The following is a 16,941-nucleotide window of genomic DNA, read 5'->3' as shown; positions in this document are numbered from 1 at the left end:
CCTGTACGTCAATGGAGCCGTCATGCCCGAAGCCGTGATCGTCTCGACCGCCCGCTCCCCCATCGGCCGCGCTTTCAAGGGCTCCCTGAAGGACCTGCGCCCCGACGACCTGACCGCCACGATCATCCAGGCCGCCCTGGCCAAGGTCCCCGAGCTGGACCCGAGGGACATCGACGACCTGATGCTCGGCTGCGGCCTGCCAGGCGGCGAGCAGGGCAACAACCTGGGCCGTATCGTCGCCGTACAGATGGGGATGGACCACCTCCCCGGCTGCACGGTCACCCGCTACTGCTCCTCCTCGCTGCAGACGAGCCGCATGGCCCTGCACGCCATCAAGGCCGGCGAGGGCGACGTGTTCATCTCGGCCGGTGTCGAGATGGTCTCCCGCTTCGTGAAGGGCAACTCCGACAGCCTTCCGGACACGCACAACCCCTTCTTCGCCGAGGCCGAGGCCCGCACCGAGGCCGTCGCGCAGCAGGAGGGCACCACCTGGCACGACCCGCGTGAGGACGGTCTCGTCCCGGACGCCTACATCGCGATGGGGCAGACCGCCGAGAACCTGGCCCGCTGGAAGGGCGTCACCCGCCAGGACATGGACGAGTTCGGCGTCCGCTCCCAGAACCTCGCCGAGGAAGCCATCAAGAACGGCTTCTGGGAGCGCGAGATCACCCCGGTGACCCTCCCGGACGGCTCGGTCGTCTCCAAGGACGACGGCCCGCGCGCCGGCGTCACCCTGGAGGGCGTCCAGGGCCTCAAGCCGGTCTTCCGTCCCGACGGCATGGTCACCGCCGCCAACTGCTGCCCGCTCAACGACGGCGCCGCCGCGCTCGTCATCATGAGCGACACCAAGGCCCGCGAGCTCGGCCTGACCCCGCTCGCCCGCATCGTGTCGACCGGCGTCTCCGGCCTCTCCCCCGAGATCATGGGCCTCGGCCCGGTCGAGGCGTCCCAGCAGGCGCTGCGCCGCGCCGGTCTCGGCATCGGCGACATCGACCTGGTCGAGATCAACGAGGCGTTCGCCGCGCAGGTGATCCCCTCCTACCGCGACCTCGGCATCGACCCCGAGAAGCTGAACGTCAACGGCGGCGCCATCGCGGTCGGCCACCCCTTCGGCATGACCGGTGCCCGCATCACCGGCACGCTCATCAACTCCCTCCAGTTCCACGACAAGCAGTTCGGCCTGGAGACGATGTGCGTCGGCGGCGGCCAGGGCATGGCGATGGTCATCGAGCGCCTGAGCTGACCAACCTCCCGTAGCCGCACGGGAACCCAGCGTCACCTTTGGGCCCAGAACCCTTGAACCACCAGGGTTCTGGGCCGATTTGTGATCCAATCTCCCTCAGGATGTGACCTATCTCCCTCCGAAGAGGGAGGTGCGCAGGTCAGACCCACTTCACCCCCGAACACCAGCCCCAAAATCATGTCCGTTTCGTGACGTTACGCACTGACAGCGGGATAGTCCGCCCTTCAAGCTGATGTAGGAAGTCGGGGGTCGACTTTGAATCGGGAGTACGTCAGTGAGCGCCATGCCGATCGCCTTGCTGGTCACCACGGCCGCCACGGGCGCCGTGGGCGTCGCCGTCCTGCGCACCCTCATGGTGCTGCGCCGACAGGTCGCCGCCCTGCACGCCGAGATCGCCGAGGGGAACGCCGCCGCGGCGCGGGGCCGGGTGCCGGCCGCCCGCCAGTCCGCCGATGTCGACGAGATACGTGCCGCCGTGGCCGAGGCCCTCGCCGAGGAGCGTGAGCGCGAGCTCGCCGAGGCGCGAGCCTTCTGGGCCGCGCAGGAGGCCCGTGACGCCTCCGACGCGCCCTCGCTGCTGGGACTGCCCGACAGCGAGCTCTTCCTGCCCCGACAGGCCGATTTCGTGGGCCTGGAGCCGGTCGCCGAGCACGGCGCCGATGCCGACGAGTCCGCGGAACTGGCCGCGGCCCGCCGCCGCCACCCCTCCCACCCGGACTTCGTGCCGGTCTCGTCACCGGTCGTGAACGACCACGAGCGCACGGTGGCGACGCTGGAGGAACTGGCCGCGTCCCAGGTGGAACTCGCCGACGTCCGCCCGGGCCCCCTGGGCACCCTCGACGTCTACGTCTTCGCCGACGGCACCACCCTGTGCATGACGCCGGGCCACCGCGAGACCGCGGAACGCCTGGCGACGGCCCTGCACGCCGGCGAGACACCCACCCTGCTGGGCGGCTCGGGCATCTCCGGGGCCTACACCCTGACCTTCGCGTGCGGCGAGGAGAACGTCTACATCCTGGCCGACCGGGTCATAGCGTCCCTCTAGGGCTCACACGCCCGCACGCTTCTGCGCCTCCTCCACCAACCGCACAGCATCATCGACCTGGCCCTCGTCCGTGAGTACGAGAGCCAGGTCGTGCACGGCGACGGTGATCTGATCGGCGGCGGCGAACATCCCCGCGTCCGGCATCTCCCGGGGCTCGGCTCCGGGCTCCTCGACATCCTGCGCCCACCGGGCGAACTCCCTGGCCAGCCCCAGAGCCTCAGCGGCAGCGCCCCGCTGCAACCGGCTCTGCGGCGCGGCCCGCAGACGATCGGCAAAGTGATCCACCGCACGGCACAGACGCGTCGTATCCACCACGCCGCGAGCGTACGCGTCCCACCGGGACTGTTGCCAACGGGCGGACGCTCAGGCACGGTGACCTGAAGGACCGGCTTACATCCCCTTTGCGTCCGGAGGCGCCGATGTCCCACGTCCTCTCCGAGGAGACCCACCGCAACATGCTCGCCCGCATCCCCCATTGCACCGGTCGTGAAGTGTCCGACTGGCTCCGCACCGTCGAAGACGGCCCTTCTCTCTTCCGCTTCGAGGAGAAGGTCAGCTGGCTTCGCCACGAACACAACCTCGCGTACGGCCACGCGAAGGCGATCGTCCACGAGTACGACCTGAGGAGGGCGGCGCGCAAATTCCTCTAGGCGCGCACACGAAAAGGGCCCCGGGACGGAACCCGGGGCCCTTTCACACGCGGTGCGTGTCAGTCGCTGCTGTTGAGGATCGCGATGATCCTCAGGAACTCCATGTAGATCCAGACCAGCGTGAGCGTCAGCCCGAAGGCCGCCAGCCACGCCTCCTCACGCGGCGCGCCGTACGCGATGCCGTCCTCGACCTGCTTGAAGTCCAGGGCGAGGAAGCAGGCGCCGAGCAGGATGCCGACGACGCCGAAGATCACGCCGAGCGGGCCGCTGCGGAAGCCGAGGCCGTCACCGCCGCCGAAGACGGCGAACAGCAGGTTCACCATCATCAGCAGGACGAAGCCGAGCGCGGCCGCCATCACGAAGCCGTAGAACCGGCGGTTGACGCGGATCCAGCCCGCCTTGTACGCCACCAGCACACCGGCGAAGACCGCCATGGTGCCGATCACGGCCTGCATGGCCGCGCCGTCGGCGATGCGGTTGTCGACGATGTTGGACAGGACGCCCAGGAAGACGCCCTCGAACGCGGCGTACGTCAGGATCAGCGCGGGCGAGGCCTTGCGCTTGAAGGACTGGACGAAGGCCAGGACCATGCCGATCAGCGCGGCGCCGATGCCGATGCCGTACGAACGGCTGATGTTGGCGTCGTCGATCGGCAGCAGCGCCCAGGCGAGCGCGGCCGTGACGATCAGGACGCCGAGCGTGGTGCCGGTACGCAGGACGACGTCGTCGATCGTCATGCGGCCGGTGGTGACCGGGGCCTGCGGCGGTGCGCCGTGCTGAAGGTCCTGCTGCGCGTACGGGTTCTGCGCGTACGGGTTGCCGGCCTGCGGCTGCGCGTACGGGTTGCCCTGGGTGCCTACAGCTGCGCCCCCGGCCTGCGGCGCGGTGTTGAAGCCCGCGTAGCCGTTGTCGCGGCTGAACCCCCGTCGCGAGAAGACCGGGTTGCTGCTCCTCATTTCACTCCTCCATGGCCACCGTGTGTGGGCCTTGGGCTCAAGAGTAATAGGTAGGCAAAGGAATGACCCTAGTGCTTGGGGAGGATCTTTCCCTTGTTGTGCTGCGCAACACGCTACGCGGCCCCATGATTCCCCCGCACGGCGGTCCTCATCCCTGCCTCACCCGAACGGGAAGCCCGTGTACCCCTCGGCCAGATCGGTCTCGGCGGCCCGGGAGGACGCGAGCCGCTCCAGCCGGGCCAGCTGGAGGCGGTCCTCGAAGGGCGTGGCGTCGGGGGCCCGGTGCAGGAGGGTCGTCATGTCGTAGGAGAACCGCTCGGCCTGCCAGACGCGGCGCAGGCAGGTCTCGGAGTAGGCGTCGAGCAGTTCGGCCGAGCCGGTCTCCTTCTCGTACGCCAGCGCCTTCGCGAAGGTGACGACGTCGCCGACGGCGAGGTTGAGCCCCTTGGCTCCGGTGGGCGGCACGATGTGGGCCGCGTCCCCGGCCAGGAAGAGGCGGCCGTGCCGCATCGGCTCGTGGACGTAGGAGCGCATCGGGGTGACCGACTTCTGGGTGATCGGGCCGCGCTCCAGGCGCCAGCCGTCGGCGGTCTCGAAGCGGCGCTCCAGTTCCGCCCAGATGTCGTCGTCGCGCCACGCCTCGGCGTCGGTCCCCTCCGGCACCTGGAGGTAGAGCCGGGAGACGGACGGGGAGCGCATGGACAGGAGGGCGAAGCCTCGGTCGTGGTGGGCGTAGACCAGCTCGTCGTGGGAGGGCGGGACGTCGGCGAGGATGCCGAGCCAGCCGAAGGGGTACGTGCGCTCGAAGGTCCGGGACACCGGAGCGGGCACCGCCTTGCGTGCCACTCCCCAGAAGCCGTCGCAGCCGACGACGTAGTCGCACTCCAGGACGTCCTCGACACCCTCGTGGCGGAACCGGACGCGCGGGCTGCCGGCGCCGGCGCCCTCGACGGCCAGCGCCTCCGCCTCGAACAGCAGCGGGCCGCCCTCCTTGAGCTGGAGGGCGATGAGGTCCTTGCAGACCTCGGTCTGGGCGTAGACCATCACCGACCGGCCGCCGGTGAGGGCGGGGAAGTCGACGCGGTGGCGCTTTTTGGCGTACCGCAGTTCTATGCCGTCGTGGCGCAGGCCCTCGTGGTCCATGCGCTCCCCGGCGCCGGCCGCGCGCAGCACGTCCACCGTGCCCTGCTCCAGGATTCCGGCCCGCTGCCGCTGCTCGACGTAGGAGCGGTCTCGGCTCTCCAGGACGACCGAGTCGATGCCGGCGTTGTGGAGCAGCCGGGCGAGGAGGAGGCCGGCGGGGCCCGCTCCGATGATGCCGACGGTGGTGCGCATCGACCAGCCTCTCTGTTCGACCCTTGTTCGCGTGGTGAAGTTTTCTTCACTGACTCCGGGACATGAGTTTCCGACCGCATGCGCCCGCTGTCAACGGTCGAGCGGTGAACTCTTCAATGGAGGGTGCACAGGTCTCGGAAGTGCCCGGAGCCGGACTTGAACCGGCACGCCCGCGAAGGGGCAGCGAGGTTTAAGCTCGCCGTGTCTGCATTCCACCATCCGGGCAGGCCATGGGCTCCGCATCGAGGTTCCGAGCCTATCGGGATACTTCCCCCCAACATCGGGAGGGCGGACCGATGTTGTCTTATTTTATTGATGTCTGAGGGAGCATCAGCACCCGGTACAGGCCATCCGCACTTGCCAACAGCCTTGCGTGCGACCCCCGGCCGCGCATGCGGAATGACGGAATTTCACCGTCCGAACGAGGGGGCTCCACCTGTTCTCTGCATCAGTCAGGGTTTGCTCTCATCCCCAGGTATGACACAGCGGCGGCTGGTCCGACCCCAGACTGCCTTCAGAACCGGAACAGCGGGTGACTACACGGCGCCCCTCGCCCCGGACGATGGATGTCGTCCCTCCGACAACCCCTCGTCCTTCTGGAGTGCCCACTCGTGACCACCGCATCCATCGCCGGCCGGGCCACCACCGTGGCCGCGCGTGCCACGGATCTGTCGAAGATCTACGGACAGGGCGAGACCCAGGTGGTCGCCCTCGACCGGGTCTCCGTCGACTTCCGGCAGGCCGAGTTCACGGCGATCATGGGCCCCTCCGGGTCCGGCAAGTCCACGCTGATGCACTGCGTGGCCGGCCTTGACACCTTCTCCTCCGGTTCGGTGCGCATCGGCGAGACCGAGCTGGGCTCGCTGAAGGACAAGCAGCTGACCAAGCTGCGCCGGGACAAGATCGGCTTCATCTTCCAGGCGTTCAACCTGCTGCCGACCCTGACGGCCCTGGAGAACATCACTCTCCCGATGGACATCGCGGGCCGCAAGCCGGACAAGCAGTGGCTGGAGTCGGTGATCGCGATGGTGGGCCTGGCCGACCGGCTCGGCCACCGCCCCTCCCAGCTGTCCGGCGGCCAGCAGCAGCGCGTCGCCGTGGCCCGCGCCCTGGCGTCCCGGCCCGACATCATCTTCGGCGACGAGCCGACCGGAAACCTCGACTCGCGCTCCGGCGCCGAGGTACTGGGCTTCCTGCGCAACTCCGTACGGGAACTCGGGCAGACGGTGGTGATGGTGACCCACGACCCGGTGGCGGCGGCGTACGCGGACCGGGTGGTGTTCCTGGCGGACGGGCGGATCGTCGACGAGATGTACGGCCCCACCGCGGAGTCGGTCCTCGACTTCATGAAGCAGTTCGACGCGAAGGGCCGTACCAGCTGATGTTCCGCACCGCCCTGCGCAACGTACTCGCGCACAAGGCCAGGCTGCTCATGACCGTGCTCGCCGTGATGCTCGGCGTGGCCTTCGTGTCGGGGACCCTGGTCTTCACCAACACCATCTCCGAGGCCTACCAGAAGAGTTCGGCCAAGGGCTTCGACCAGGTCGACGTGGCCGTGGAGGCCGAGCTCCAGGAGGACAAGGGCGACACCGTCGGCAAGAGGGCCGAGCTGACCCAGGCGCTGCTCGACGACAGCGCGAAGGTGCCGGGGGTGGCCTCCGCCATCGGCGTCGTCAGCGGCTTCACCGCGATCGCCGACAAGGACGGCAAGCTGATCGGCGGCGGCTTCCAGTCGCAGGGCGGCAACTACTGGGGCGCGAAGGACCCCCGGTATCCGCTCGTCGGCGGGCACACGCCGAACGGCGAGGGCGAGGTCCTCATCGACTCCGAGACCGCGAAGCGCGCCGGATACGAGGTGGGCGACACCGTACGGATCTCGGTGGACGGTCCGGTGCTCGACCCGAAGATCACCGGCATCTTCACCACCGACGACGGCAACGTCGCCGCCGGTGGCAGTCTCGCCCTCTTCGACACGGCAACGGCCCAGCGGTTGTTCGGCAAGACGGGCACGTACGACCAGATCGACGTCAAGGCGAAGGCGGGCGTCAGCCAGACGGCACTGAAGGCCGAACTGGACAAGGCGCTGCCGAAGGACACCGTCGAGACCACGACGGGACAGGAACTGGCCGACAGTCAGGCGGAGGCGATCGCCGCCTCGATGTCCGGCCTGAAGCAGGGGCTGCTGGTCTTCGCGGGCATCGCGCTGTTCGTCGGCACGTTCATCATCGCCAACACCTTCACCATGCTGGTCGCCCAGCGCACCAAGGAACTGGCCCTGCTGCGGGCCGTCGGTGCCTCGCGCCGGCAGGTCACCCGCTCCGTCCTCGTCGAGGCGTTCGTGGTCGGCGTGGTCGCCGCGGTGACCGGCCTCGCCGCCGGTGTCGGCATCGGGGCCGGGCTGCGGTCGCTGATGGGCTCACTCGGCGCGACCGTCCCTGACGGGCCACTGCTCGTCACGCCCGGCACGGTCCTCACGGCCCTCGCGGTCGGCGTCCTCGTCACCATGCTGGCCGCCTGGCTGCCGGGCCGCCGGGCGGCGAAGATCCCGCCGGTGGCGGCGATGAGCAGCGTGCACGCACCGGCGACCGGCAAGTCCCTGGTGCTGCGCAACACGCTGGGCGCGCTGTTCGCCGGTGCGGGCATCGCGGTCGTCCTCGCGGCCACGACCATGTCCGGCTCGGACGGCCAGGCCCCCATGGGTCTCGGCGCCGTCCTCCTGATCATCGGCGTCTTCATTCTGACCCCGCTGCTGTCCCGCCCGCTGATCGCGGCCGCGGCACCGGTCCTGCGCGTGTTCGGCGTCTCGGGCAAGCTGGCCCGCCAGAACTCGGTGCGCAACCCGCGCCGTACGGCCGCCACGGCCTCCGCCCTGATGATCGGCCTCACGCTCATCACCGGCATGACGGTGATGGCGGGCAGCCTGCAGAAGGCGATCGACAAGATGGCCTCGGCCGCGATCCGCGCGGACTACGTGGTGTCCATGGCGAACGGCAACGAGCTGTCCCCGGACGTCGAGAAGAAGCTGGGCCGGGTCGACGACGTCACCGCCACCAGCCCGCTGCGCAACGCGCCCTCCCGCATCGACGGCGAGACCGAGTACCTCACCGGCGTCACCGGCAGCACGATCACCGAGTTGACCGACCTGAAGGTGGACAGCGGCACCTTCAAGGTGGGCGGCACGCAGGTCGTCGTCGACGACAGGACGGCCGCCTCGCACGGCTGGAAGGCAGGTTCGCGCTTCACCGTCGCCTACGAGGACGGCAAGAAGCAGGAACTGAGCGTCGCCGGGGTCTACGAGGGCAACGAGATGATCCAGGGCATCATCCTGGACAACGCCACGCTCTCCCCGCACCAGACGGACCCGGCCGACATGCAGGTGATGGTCAAGACGTCCGACGGCACGTCGAGCGCGACGAAGGACAAGCTGGAGAAGGCCCTCGGCGCCAACCCGGCCATCAAGGTCCAGGACAAGAAGGACCTGTCCGAAGAGATCGCGCAGATGTTCACGCTGATGCTGAACATGCTCTACGGCCTGCTGGCCATGGCCGTGCTCGTCGCGGTCCTCGGCGTCATCAACACCCTGGCCATGTCGGTCTTCGAACGCTCCCAGGAGATCGGCATGCTCCGCGCGATCGGCCTGGACCGCAAGGGCATCAAGCGGATGGTCCGTCTGGAGTCCCTGGTCATCTCCCTGTTCGGCGGGGTCCTGGGCATCGGCCTCGGCGTGTTCTTCGGCTGGGCGGCCGGCGAACTCCTCGGCACGAGCCTGGCGACGTACGAACTCGTCCTGCCGTGGGCCCGGATGGCGCTCTTCCTGCTCCTGGCGGCGACCGTGGGCGTCCTGGCGGCCCTGTGGCCGGCCCGGCGGGCGGGCCGGCTGAACATGCTGGCGGCGATCAAGTCGGAGTAGCGGTACGGCAGTCGGGGCCCCGTCCTCCCGCGAGGACGGGGCCCCTGTCGTGTCCTCAGTTCCAGGTGCGGGACCGCAACGGCAGCCCCGAGACGCCCGACTCGGGAGTCCGGATCGCGAGGACCTGGTTGACGCCGATGCGGTTGTGCTCGAAGGCGAGCGCGGAGGCGGCCATGTACAGCCGCCAGACCCGGGCCCGCCCGGCACCGGCGAGCCGCACCGCACGCGCCCACTCCCCCTCCAGGTTGGTGACCCAGCGGCGCAGGGTGAGGGCGTAGTGCTCGCGGATCGCTTCGACGTCCCGCACCTCGAAACCTGCGCGTTCGAGCTGGGTGACGGTGGTGCCGAGGGGGGCGAGTTCGCCGTCGGGGAAGACGTAGGAGTCGATGAACTCGTCGACGCTGTGCGTCGACCCGGCCCGCTCGGGCCTGCGGGCGATCTGGTGGTTGAGCAGCCGCCCGCCGGGCTTGAGCAGCCGGTGCAGGACGTCGGCGTACTCCAGGTACCGCTCGGCACCCACGTGCTCGGCCATCCCGACGGAGGAGATGGCGTCGTAGAGGCCGTCGGCCACGTCCCGGTAGTCCTGTACGCGGATCTCGACCCGGTCGGTGAGTCCCTCGTCGGCGACGCGCTTACGGGCGTACGCGGCCTGCTCCTGGGAGAGCGTGATACCGACGACGCTCACGCCGTGCTCGCGGGCCGCGTGGATGGCCATGGAACCCCAGCCGCAACCGACGTCGAGGAGGCGGCGGCCGGGTGCCAGGTCGAGCTTGCGGGAGATGAGCTCGAGCTTGTCGCGCTGGGCGGTTTCGAGGGTGCCGCCGTCCGCCTCGGGGGCCGGCCAGTAGGCGCAGGAGTACACCATGCTGGGGCCCAGGACGATCTCGTAGAAGTCGTTGCCGACGTCGTAGTGGTGGCTGATGGCGCGCTTGTCGGTGCGCTTGGTGTGCAGGTGGCCGCGAGGTCTGCGGACCTCTTCGCGGGGCGGGGCGGGCGGCAGCGGAGGGCCCGCGAGGGCTACGAGTCCGCGTACGGCGGCCCGCACCTCGGGGTCGCGCAGGGACTGGACGACCCCGCGGGCGTCCTCGTCGCGCTCCCAGACGAGGCCCGAAATCGAGTCGAGGGCGGTGTAGAGGTCCCCCTCGACGTCGAGGTCCCCGGCGACCCAGGCGCGGGCGAGGCCAAGCTCACCCGGCTTCCACAGCAGTCGGCGCACGGCCCTGCGATTGCGCACGACGAGTGTCGGCGCGCCTGGCGGCCCCGCCTGCGAACCGTCCCAGGCGCGGATGCGCAAAGGGAGCGGTACACCCAGCAATGGTTCGACGAGGCTTTTCAGCCGCAGCGCGGCGTCTGCCATGGCGTACACCTCCGTGACGAGGGATCCCGGAATGTTCAACACCACGTAAACACCTGCGGGGCCGGGACGCAGTCCCCCGTTCGCGTTACGGCTGAGCAAAATGTGTGCACGCCACACGGACTTTGCCCGTCCGTTTGCCGTCCCGGGCCGGGTGGCGGGCGGGAACGCCGAAGGGGCCGCCCGCACCACGGATGGCGGGCGGCCCCTTCGGGGCGTTCAGTGGCCGGAGGTCAGGAGGCCTTGGCCTGCTCGGCCTTGGGCTTCTCCTCGGCCTTGGACTTGCTCTCGGCCTTGCTCGCGGCGGCGACCGGCGCCGGCTTGGCGGCCTCGTAGAACTCCTCGCGGGGAGTCTCCAGGGCACCGAGGGCGACGACCTCGCGCTTGAGGAACATGGCGAGCGTCCAGTCGGCGAAGACCCGGATCTTGCGGTTCCACGTCGGCATCGCCAGACCGTGGTAGCCACGGTGCATGTACCAGGCGAGACGGCCCTTGAGCTTGATCTTCATCTTGCCCATGACGATCATCGCGACGCCCTTGTGGAGGCCCAGACCCGCGACCGCACCCTTGTTGGAGTGCGAGTAGTCCTTCTGCGGGAAGCCACGCATACCGGAGATCACGTTGTCACCGAGGACACGCGCCTGCCGGAGGGCGTGCTGCGCGTTCGGGGGGCACCAGGCGTTCTCGTTGCCCGCCTTGCGGGCGGCGATGTCCGGAACCTGGGCGTTGTCGCCCGCGGCCCAGATGTAGTCCGTGCCCTTGACCTGGAGGGTCGGCTCGCAGTCGACGTGACCGCGAGGGCCGAGCGGAAGGCCGTAGCGACCGAGGGCCGGGTTCGGCTTGACGCCGGCCGTCCACACGATGGTGTTGGAGTCGACCTCCAGGCCGTTCTTCAGCACCACGTGGCCGTCGACGCAGGAGTCCATGGAGGTGGAGAGGTAGACCTCGACCCCACGGCCCTCCAGGTGCTCCTTGCCGTACTGGCCGAGCTTGGGGCCGACCTCCGGCAGGATCTTGTCGGCGGCGTCGACGAGGACGAACCGCATGTCCTCGCGGGAGACGTTGTTGTAGTACTTGGCCGCGTCGCGGGCCATGTCCTCGACCTCGCCGATCGTCTCCGCACCCGCGAAGCCACCGCCGATGAAGACGAAGGTGAGCGCCTTGCGGCGGATCTCCTCGTCGTTCGTGGAGTCGGCCTTGTCGAGCTGCTCGAGGACGTGGTTGCGCAGGCCGATGGCCTCCTCGATGCCCTTCATACCGATGCCCTGCTCGGCGAGGCCGGGGATCGGGAAGGTGCGGGAGACCGCGCCGAGCGCGATGACCAGGTAGTCGAAGGGCAGCTCGTACGCCTCGCCGACCAGCGGGGAGATCGTGGCGACCTTGCGGTCCTGATCGATGGTGGTGACCCGACCGGTGAGGACCTCCGCCTTGGGCAGCACGCGTCGCAGCGGGACGACGACGTGGCGCGGGGAGATGCTGCCGGCGGCGGTTTCGGGGAGGAAGGGCTGGTAGGTCATGTACGACCGGGGGTCGACGACCGTGACGGTCGCCTCGCCGTAGCGCATCTTCTTCATGATGCGCCGAGCTGCGTACAGGCCTACGTACCCACCGCCTACTACGAGGATCCTGGGACGCTCCGTGGTGCTCATGCCATCGAGTATCCACCCGCCCCAGGGGGGTCGCTCGTGCGCCCCTTCACAAGCTTCCCGGCCGTGTGTGCTATCCTCCGCCGCTCGCGTGATCCAGGTCATGGCGCGGAGCGGGAACCAGCGTGTAGGGCCCGGCGTTGTCAATGCCGCGTGAGCTGCTTCTCTGGCCCCGAACCCCCTCCACCGGACCTCCGCGGCGCACCCCTGCGACACCTCCGCGACCGACCCGTGTCCGCCTGTTTTGAACACGTTCACACGAGTGTCGGGGCCCTGGAAGGGTCAACGCGGGCATCTTCGTCCCCCGGCAGGGCCGAATTCCTTGTGAAGAACTTCACGAACTTTCTCGGCGGGGTGGCACCGAGTGCCCGGAGAGGCCCCCTCGGGCGTGCTCAAACGGGCATCGGAGCTGCTCAGCAGAGTGCCACCGAGCAGGGGCGACCGACGCGCGGCGCCCTCTCATTCGCGTGCGTCGAGGCGATGCTCAGTGCGCGTCGAGCAGATGCGCGGAGGCGAGTCGCAGCACTTCCCGCAGGATCGGCGGAGTGGCCCAGGGGACCACGGAGCGCAGCCCCGCGACGGACCGCGCGTCCGCGTCGAGGAGCAGAGCCGCGTGCAGCTCCGCGATCAGCGCGGGGAGCAGGTGGGCGCAGCCGCCCGGGTGCTCGCTGGTCACGCCCGCGAGCACGCCCTCCTCGAAGGTCCCGTACTCGTCCGACTCGACCCACCAGGAGAAGTCCCGCAGGTGGGCGTACCTCAGCTCCGCCTCCCAGGCGGACATCGGGAGGTCCTCGAACCGGGCGATCCCCTCGCGCTGCGAGGTACGCAGCCGGAGGGCCGTGTCCGTGAGGAACTCCGACCGGTTCCGACCCCCTGCGGCCTCGTCGAGCCTCCGGAGGAAGCCCGGTGGCAGGTCCCGGCCCGTAGCGGCCCGCAGATCCTCGGCGAGGAGATCGAGGAGGGCTGCCGAGGTGGCGCTCGGCATGGCCCACCGTGCGGCGGCGCAGCTGTCGAGCGTGCGGTTGACGCGGGCGATCTCGTCGGCGAACGGTGCCGTCCCGCCTCGCTCGCGGGCCGAGGCGAGGACCTCCAGGAGGCCCGCCACGATCCCGTTGTTGAAGACGGCACCGGTGTAGGTGGTCACGACGGCCGCTGCTCCTTTCCGCTTCCAGCCTCGGTCGCCGACCGCTACCCGGTCGGCATGGACGTGAGGACGATAAAGGGTGGGTCAAGACCTCTCTTGTACCGCAGGACGACGTTCGCGCCGTGCGCGTCGCTCCCCCGCGCCTGCAGTCCGTCCGCGTCGTAGGCGGTGCGGGGCACCGTGCGCCCCGTCACCTCGGTGAACGACTTGTCCAGGGTCAGGGTCGATCTCTCGTTGGCGACCGGATCCCGCTCCAGCCGGTCCAGCCAGCGCTCGATCTTCTCCGCGTTGGGGATGTCGTCCAGGGTCTCCTGGGTGAACCGCTGGGCGGCCGCCAGGTCCGGGTATGAGGACGCCGCCAGCGGCCGCACCGATCCGTCGGGACGGGTGATCTGCTGGTCCCTGAGCCGCTGCGCGAGCTGCTCGTCCGTCTTTCCCACGTGTTTGTCCACGCTGTGACCGCCGTAGAGGCCTTCCGCGTTGGCCAGGTCGATCGGGTAGAAGTGGTTCTTCTCGTCGGCGTCCGTCGTGTACTTGTGCTGCTTCTTGAAGTCGTTGAGCGCCCGCGCCCCGAAGGCCTCGGCACGCGCCTCCTCCGCGGCGTAGGTGGGCGCGCTGCGGTGCGCCTCGTCCAGGGCCGCCGTCAGCCCCGCGAACCTCGGCGTGAGCGCGTTGACGCGACGGTTGTACCCCTCGACCACGGCGTTCAGGGCAGCCGTGTCGATGTTGAGGGTGATCTCCACGCTGAGTTCCGCGGCTCCCGTGGCGAGCCCCTTCAGGAAGCGGCCGACCCCCTTCGCGCCTTCCTTGACGTCGTTGAGGTCGACGCCGTCACTGAGGTCGATGTCGCCGACGGCCTGCTTGACCGCCTCCATGTAGATGTCCCAGACCTTGCCGTTCAGCTCGACCGCGGCCTCGGCGAACTCGCGCAGCAGGTCGCTGATCTTCATCGCGGTGTCGAACAGGACGGTCATGACCGGGTGACTGGCGGTCGGGGACAAGGAGCTGTCGTGCTTCCACTCGTACCCCGCCGTGCTCTTGCCCCAGTCCGTCGTCCCCCACAGCGAGCTGCAGAACTGCCGCATCGCGTCGTACCACTCGCTGTTGCTCTGCAGCGTGATGCTGCTGACGAGCCCGGTCAGACCGCTCTCCGTGACGGACAGCGACATGGTGGTGTTCGACCATGCCTGGGACAGCGAGTTGAGGTAGTGCTGCTGCGGGTACGGGTAGACCTCGGCGACCTTGCCCCAGCGGAACGCGTGCTCCAGCAGCGGACGGATGACGTGCCACACGACGTCCGGGATGCACTCCAGGAGGGAGCGGATGAAGTCGTCACCGCCGTCGTCGTCGCCCCACTTCAGGTCCGGCACCAAGCCGTAGTCGGGCACCTTGTCGATGACGACAGGCGGCGGCTGTGTCCGGGCGACGGTCTGCCCCGAGGCGTCATTGGCCGCCTCCGCCTTGGCGTAGGTGTTGGCCGTCGTCGCGAAGCCGACCGCGGCGCCTCCAACACTGATCACGGACTTGGCCCACACCTCGAGGAACCGGCTGCCCGCCTTGACGTACGCGGTCGCGAACGCCTGGGCCGCCGTGCCGTATCCGCCGGCGTCCGGGTACTCCTTGAGAGCGGTGACGAGGTCCTTGGCCGCCTTGTCGAACGGGGTCTGCTGACCCGCGAAGCCGCCCGCCACCTGATGCAGGTTGGACGGCTTGACGTCGATGGTGCCGCCGCCGGACGGCGGCGACGGGGTTCCCATCAGGCCGCTCCCCAGCCGCGCAGCACCGCTCGGTGCGCGGCCGAGTAGTTGGTGTGGCCGGTGGTGACGACCTCGTGCAGCCACTTCTGCGCCGCCTGGAGGTCCTGCGCGGAACGATCCCACTCCTCAAGCTTGTCGACGAATGTCTCGCGGGTCTCGCCGCTCCAGGACAGCACGACCGGCGCCACCCGGTCGTAGAGGTCGTCGAGCCTGCCGTTGAGCTGCTTGAGGATGTCCTCCAGGTCGCCCGCCAGAAGCTGAAGGCCGGCGAGCTGGACGGTTATGTGGTCGTCACCGGCACCGGTTGCCATGCGTCCCCCGTCACCCTGGTTGTCCCTGACCCCATGATTCGCACATGTGAGCCTAGTCCAAGGGGAATTGAGGGTCAGGCGAGGGACCACGCGATGCCGTCGAGGATGTCGTGCTCGCTCACGACGACCTCCTCCGCGCCGATCCGCTCCATGATCGAGAGCAGGACGAGGGCGCCCGCCCCGATGACGTCGACGCGCCCCGGATGCATGGAGGGGACCGCCGCGCGCTCGGCATGGGTGGAGGCGAGCAGCCACTCGGTGATCTCGCGGACCCGGTCGTGGGTGACGCGGGAGTGGTGGATGGCCGTGGAGTCGTACTCGGGGAGGTTCTGGGCGATCGCCGAGATCGTCGTCACCGAGCCGGCCAGGCCCACCAGTGTGTGCGCCTCCCGCAGCGGGACCGTCTGCTCGGCGAGATCGAGGGCCGCCTCGATGTCGGCCCGCATCGCCGTTATCTGCTCCTTGGAGGGCGGGTCGCTCACCGCCCCGTCCCGCACCAGGTGCCGCTCGGTCATCCGGACGCACCCCACGTCCACGGAGCGCGCCGCGCGCACGTGGTCGTCGCCGACGACGAACTCGGTCGAGCCGCCGCCGATGTCCACGACGAGGTAGGGCTTGGCGTGGTCGTCGCGGCCGGTCAGCTCCCTGGTGGCGCCGGTGAAGGAGAACTCGGCCTCCTGGTCGCCGGTGATGACCTCCGGCTCGACACCGAGGATGTCCAGCACCCCGCGCACGAACTCCTCCCGGTTCTCCGCGTCCCGGGAGGCGGAGGTCGCGACGAAACGCAGCCGCTCCGCGCCGTGCTCCTTGATGATCGCCGCGTACTCGCGGCAGGCGGCGAAGGTCCGCTCCAGAGCCTCGGGGGCCAGCCGGCCGGTACGGTCGACGCCCTGCCCGAGGCGGACGATCGTCATACGGCGGTCCAGTTCGACCAGGTCGCCGGTCGCCCCCGCGCCGGAGGCGCTGTCGGACGCAGGGGTGTCGGCGACGAGGAGCCGGATGGAGTTCGTACCGCAGTCGACGGCGGCGACCCGGGTCACTTGGCCTCCCCCTGAACCGGAACGTCCTGAACGGGCGTCACACACGTCCCCTTGCGCCACCACTCCGGCAGCATCTCCAGCGCCTCGTCGCCCAGCGGGTTGACCCCGGGACCGGCCGCCAGGGAGTGGGCGACCAGGACGTGCAGGCACTTCACCCGGTCCGGCATGCCGCCCGCGCTGGGGAAGCCCTTCAGCTCCTCGATCTCGTCGCGGCGCCGGACGTAGTCCTCGTGCGCGGCGCGGTAGGCGGCAGCGAGCTTCGGGTCGGTCTCCAGCCGCTCGGTCATCTCCTTCATCACGCCGTTCGCCTCGAGGGTGCCGATGGCGGAGTTCGCCTTGGGGCACGTCAGGTAGTACAGCGTCGGGAAGGGTGTGCCGTCGGGGAGGCGGGGGGCCGTCTCGACCACGTCCGGCTGGCCGCACGGGCAACGGTGCGCGATCGCGCGCAGACCGCGCGGCGGACGCCCGAGCTGCTGCTTGAAGGCCTCGACGTCCGCGTCGGTGGGCTCGGTGCGCGGGGTGGTCGGCGGGGGCGTTTGCATGCCTGTCT

The 16,941-nt window shown here is 69.6% G+C and carries 15 protein-coding genes and 1 tRNA gene; 5 read left to right on the top strand and 11 right to left on the bottom strand.

Features of this window, described 5'->3' with window-relative positions:
* Nucleotides 1–22 precede the first annotated feature (22 nt).
* On the top strand, nt 23–1,243 hold the full coding sequence (locus ACFWWR_RS25075; RefSeq protein WP_383858671.1) for an acetyl-CoA C-acetyltransferase: 1,221 nt from the start codon (nt 23–25) through the stop codon (nt 1,241–1,243).
* A gap of 274 nt (nt 1,244–1,517) precedes the next feature.
* Nucleotides 1,518–2,288 (top strand): hypothetical protein, encoded by a 771-nt coding sequence (locus ACFWWR_RS25070; RefSeq protein WP_383858674.1) that lies wholly within the window; start codon nt 1,518–1,520, stop codon nt 2,286–2,288.
* Nucleotides 2,289–2,291: 3 nt separating this feature from the next.
* Here ACFWWR_RS25070 and ACFWWR_RS25065 read toward each other — a convergent pair whose 3' ends face one another.
* A complete protein-coding gene (locus tag ACFWWR_RS25065; protein WP_383859118.1) occupies nt 2,292–2,573 on the bottom strand; it encodes a hypothetical protein in 282 nt (93 codons plus the stop codon).
* Between the two features lie 134 nt (nt 2,574–2,707).
* Here ACFWWR_RS25065 and ACFWWR_RS25060 point away from each other — a divergent pair, with 134 nt between their 5' ends.
* Nucleotides 2,708–2,938 (top strand): DUF4287 domain-containing protein, encoded by a 231-nt coding sequence (locus ACFWWR_RS25060; RefSeq protein WP_383858677.1) that lies wholly within the window; start codon nt 2,708–2,710, stop codon nt 2,936–2,938.
* 59 nt (nt 2,939–2,997) lie between these two features.
* Here the strand turns inward: ACFWWR_RS25060 and ACFWWR_RS25055 are convergent, their stop codons facing one another.
* The 3 genes from ACFWWR_RS25055 to ACFWWR_RS25045 form a co-directional block, all read right to left on the bottom strand.
* Nucleotides 2,998–3,894 carry a Bax inhibitor-1/YccA family protein gene (locus ACFWWR_RS25055; protein ID WP_383858679.1) on the bottom strand — a complete coding sequence of 299 codons (897 nt, stop codon included), beginning with the start codon at nt 3,892–3,894 and terminating at the stop codon, nt 2,998–3,000.
* A 159-nt stretch (nt 3,895–4,053) separates the two neighbouring features.
* Nucleotides 4,054–5,229, bottom strand: a complete 1,176-nt coding sequence (locus ACFWWR_RS25050; protein WP_384305403.1) for a 4-hydroxybenzoate 3-monooxygenase — start codon at nt 5,227–5,229, stop codon at nt 4,054–4,056.
* 141 nt (nt 5,230–5,370) lie between these two features.
* Nucleotides 5,371–5,454, bottom strand: a tRNA-Leu gene (locus tag ACFWWR_RS25045).
* A gap of 386 nt (nt 5,455–5,840) precedes the next feature.
* Between ACFWWR_RS25045 and ACFWWR_RS25040 the strand changes: the two genes are divergently transcribed.
* Both ACFWWR_RS25040 and ACFWWR_RS25035 read left to right on the top strand, forming a co-directional pair.
* Entirely contained in the window at nt 5,841–6,611 is a 771-nt protein-coding gene (locus ACFWWR_RS25040; RefSeq protein ID WP_383858684.1) for an ABC transporter ATP-binding protein, read from the top strand.
* Nucleotides 6,611–9,139 carry an ABC transporter permease gene (locus ACFWWR_RS25035; RefSeq protein WP_384305400.1) on the top strand — a complete coding sequence of 843 codons (2,529 nt, stop codon included), beginning with the start codon at nt 6,611–6,613 and terminating at the stop codon, nt 9,137–9,139. Before ACFWWR_RS25040 ends, ACFWWR_RS25035 begins: the two co-directional genes overlap by 1 nt.
* Before the next feature lie 55 nt (nt 9,140–9,194).
* Here the strand turns inward: ACFWWR_RS25035 and ACFWWR_RS25030 are convergent, their stop codons facing one another.
* The 7 genes from ACFWWR_RS25030 to ACFWWR_RS25000 form a co-directional block, all read right to left on the bottom strand.
* Entirely contained in the window at nt 9,195–10,496 is a 1,302-nt protein-coding gene (locus ACFWWR_RS25030) for a class I SAM-dependent methyltransferase (protein WP_384305397.1), read from the bottom strand.
* Nucleotides 10,497–10,726: 230 nt separating this feature from the next.
* Nucleotides 10,727–12,142, bottom strand: coding sequence for an NAD(P)/FAD-dependent oxidoreductase (locus tag ACFWWR_RS25025; RefSeq protein ID WP_383858693.1), 1,416 nt, complete (start codon nt 12,140–12,142; stop codon nt 10,727–10,729).
* 481 nt (nt 12,143–12,623) lie between these two features.
* On the bottom strand, nt 12,624–13,283 hold the full coding sequence (locus ACFWWR_RS25020) for a hypothetical protein (protein ID WP_384305394.1): 660 nt from the start codon (nt 13,281–13,283) through the stop codon (nt 12,624–12,626).
* Between the two features lie 44 nt (nt 13,284–13,327).
* Nucleotides 13,328–15,040, bottom strand: coding sequence for an RNase A-like domain-containing protein (locus ACFWWR_RS25015; RefSeq protein ID WP_384305391.1), 1,713 nt, complete (start codon nt 15,038–15,040; stop codon nt 13,328–13,330).
* Nucleotides 15,040–15,351: a WXG100 family type VII secretion target gene (locus ACFWWR_RS25010; RefSeq protein ID WP_383858701.1), complete on the bottom strand. Its 312-nt coding sequence runs from the start codon at nt 15,349–15,351 to the stop codon at nt 15,040–15,042. The genes ACFWWR_RS25015 and ACFWWR_RS25010 overlap by 1 nt, the downstream gene beginning before the upstream one ends.
* 74 nt (nt 15,352–15,425) lie before the next feature.
* Entirely contained in the window at nt 15,426–16,391 is a 966-nt protein-coding gene (locus ACFWWR_RS25005) for an exopolyphosphatase (RefSeq protein ID WP_383858705.1), read from the bottom strand.
* Nucleotides 16,388–16,933: a DUF501 domain-containing protein gene (locus tag ACFWWR_RS25000; RefSeq protein ID WP_383858708.1), complete on the bottom strand. Its 546-nt coding sequence runs from the start codon at nt 16,931–16,933 to the stop codon at nt 16,388–16,390. Before ACFWWR_RS25000 ends, ACFWWR_RS25005 begins: the two co-directional genes overlap by 4 nt.
* Nucleotides 16,934–16,941: the final 8 nt, after the last annotated feature.

Origin of the sequence: Streptomyces sp. NPDC058678 (genome assembly GCF_042714835.1) — a bacterium.
Classification (GTDB): Bacteria; Actinomycetota; Actinomycetes; order Streptomycetales; family Streptomycetaceae; genus Streptomyces.
The sequence above is the reverse complement of the archived record's forward strand: the minus strand, read 5'-3'. Positions and strand labels throughout refer to the sequence as shown.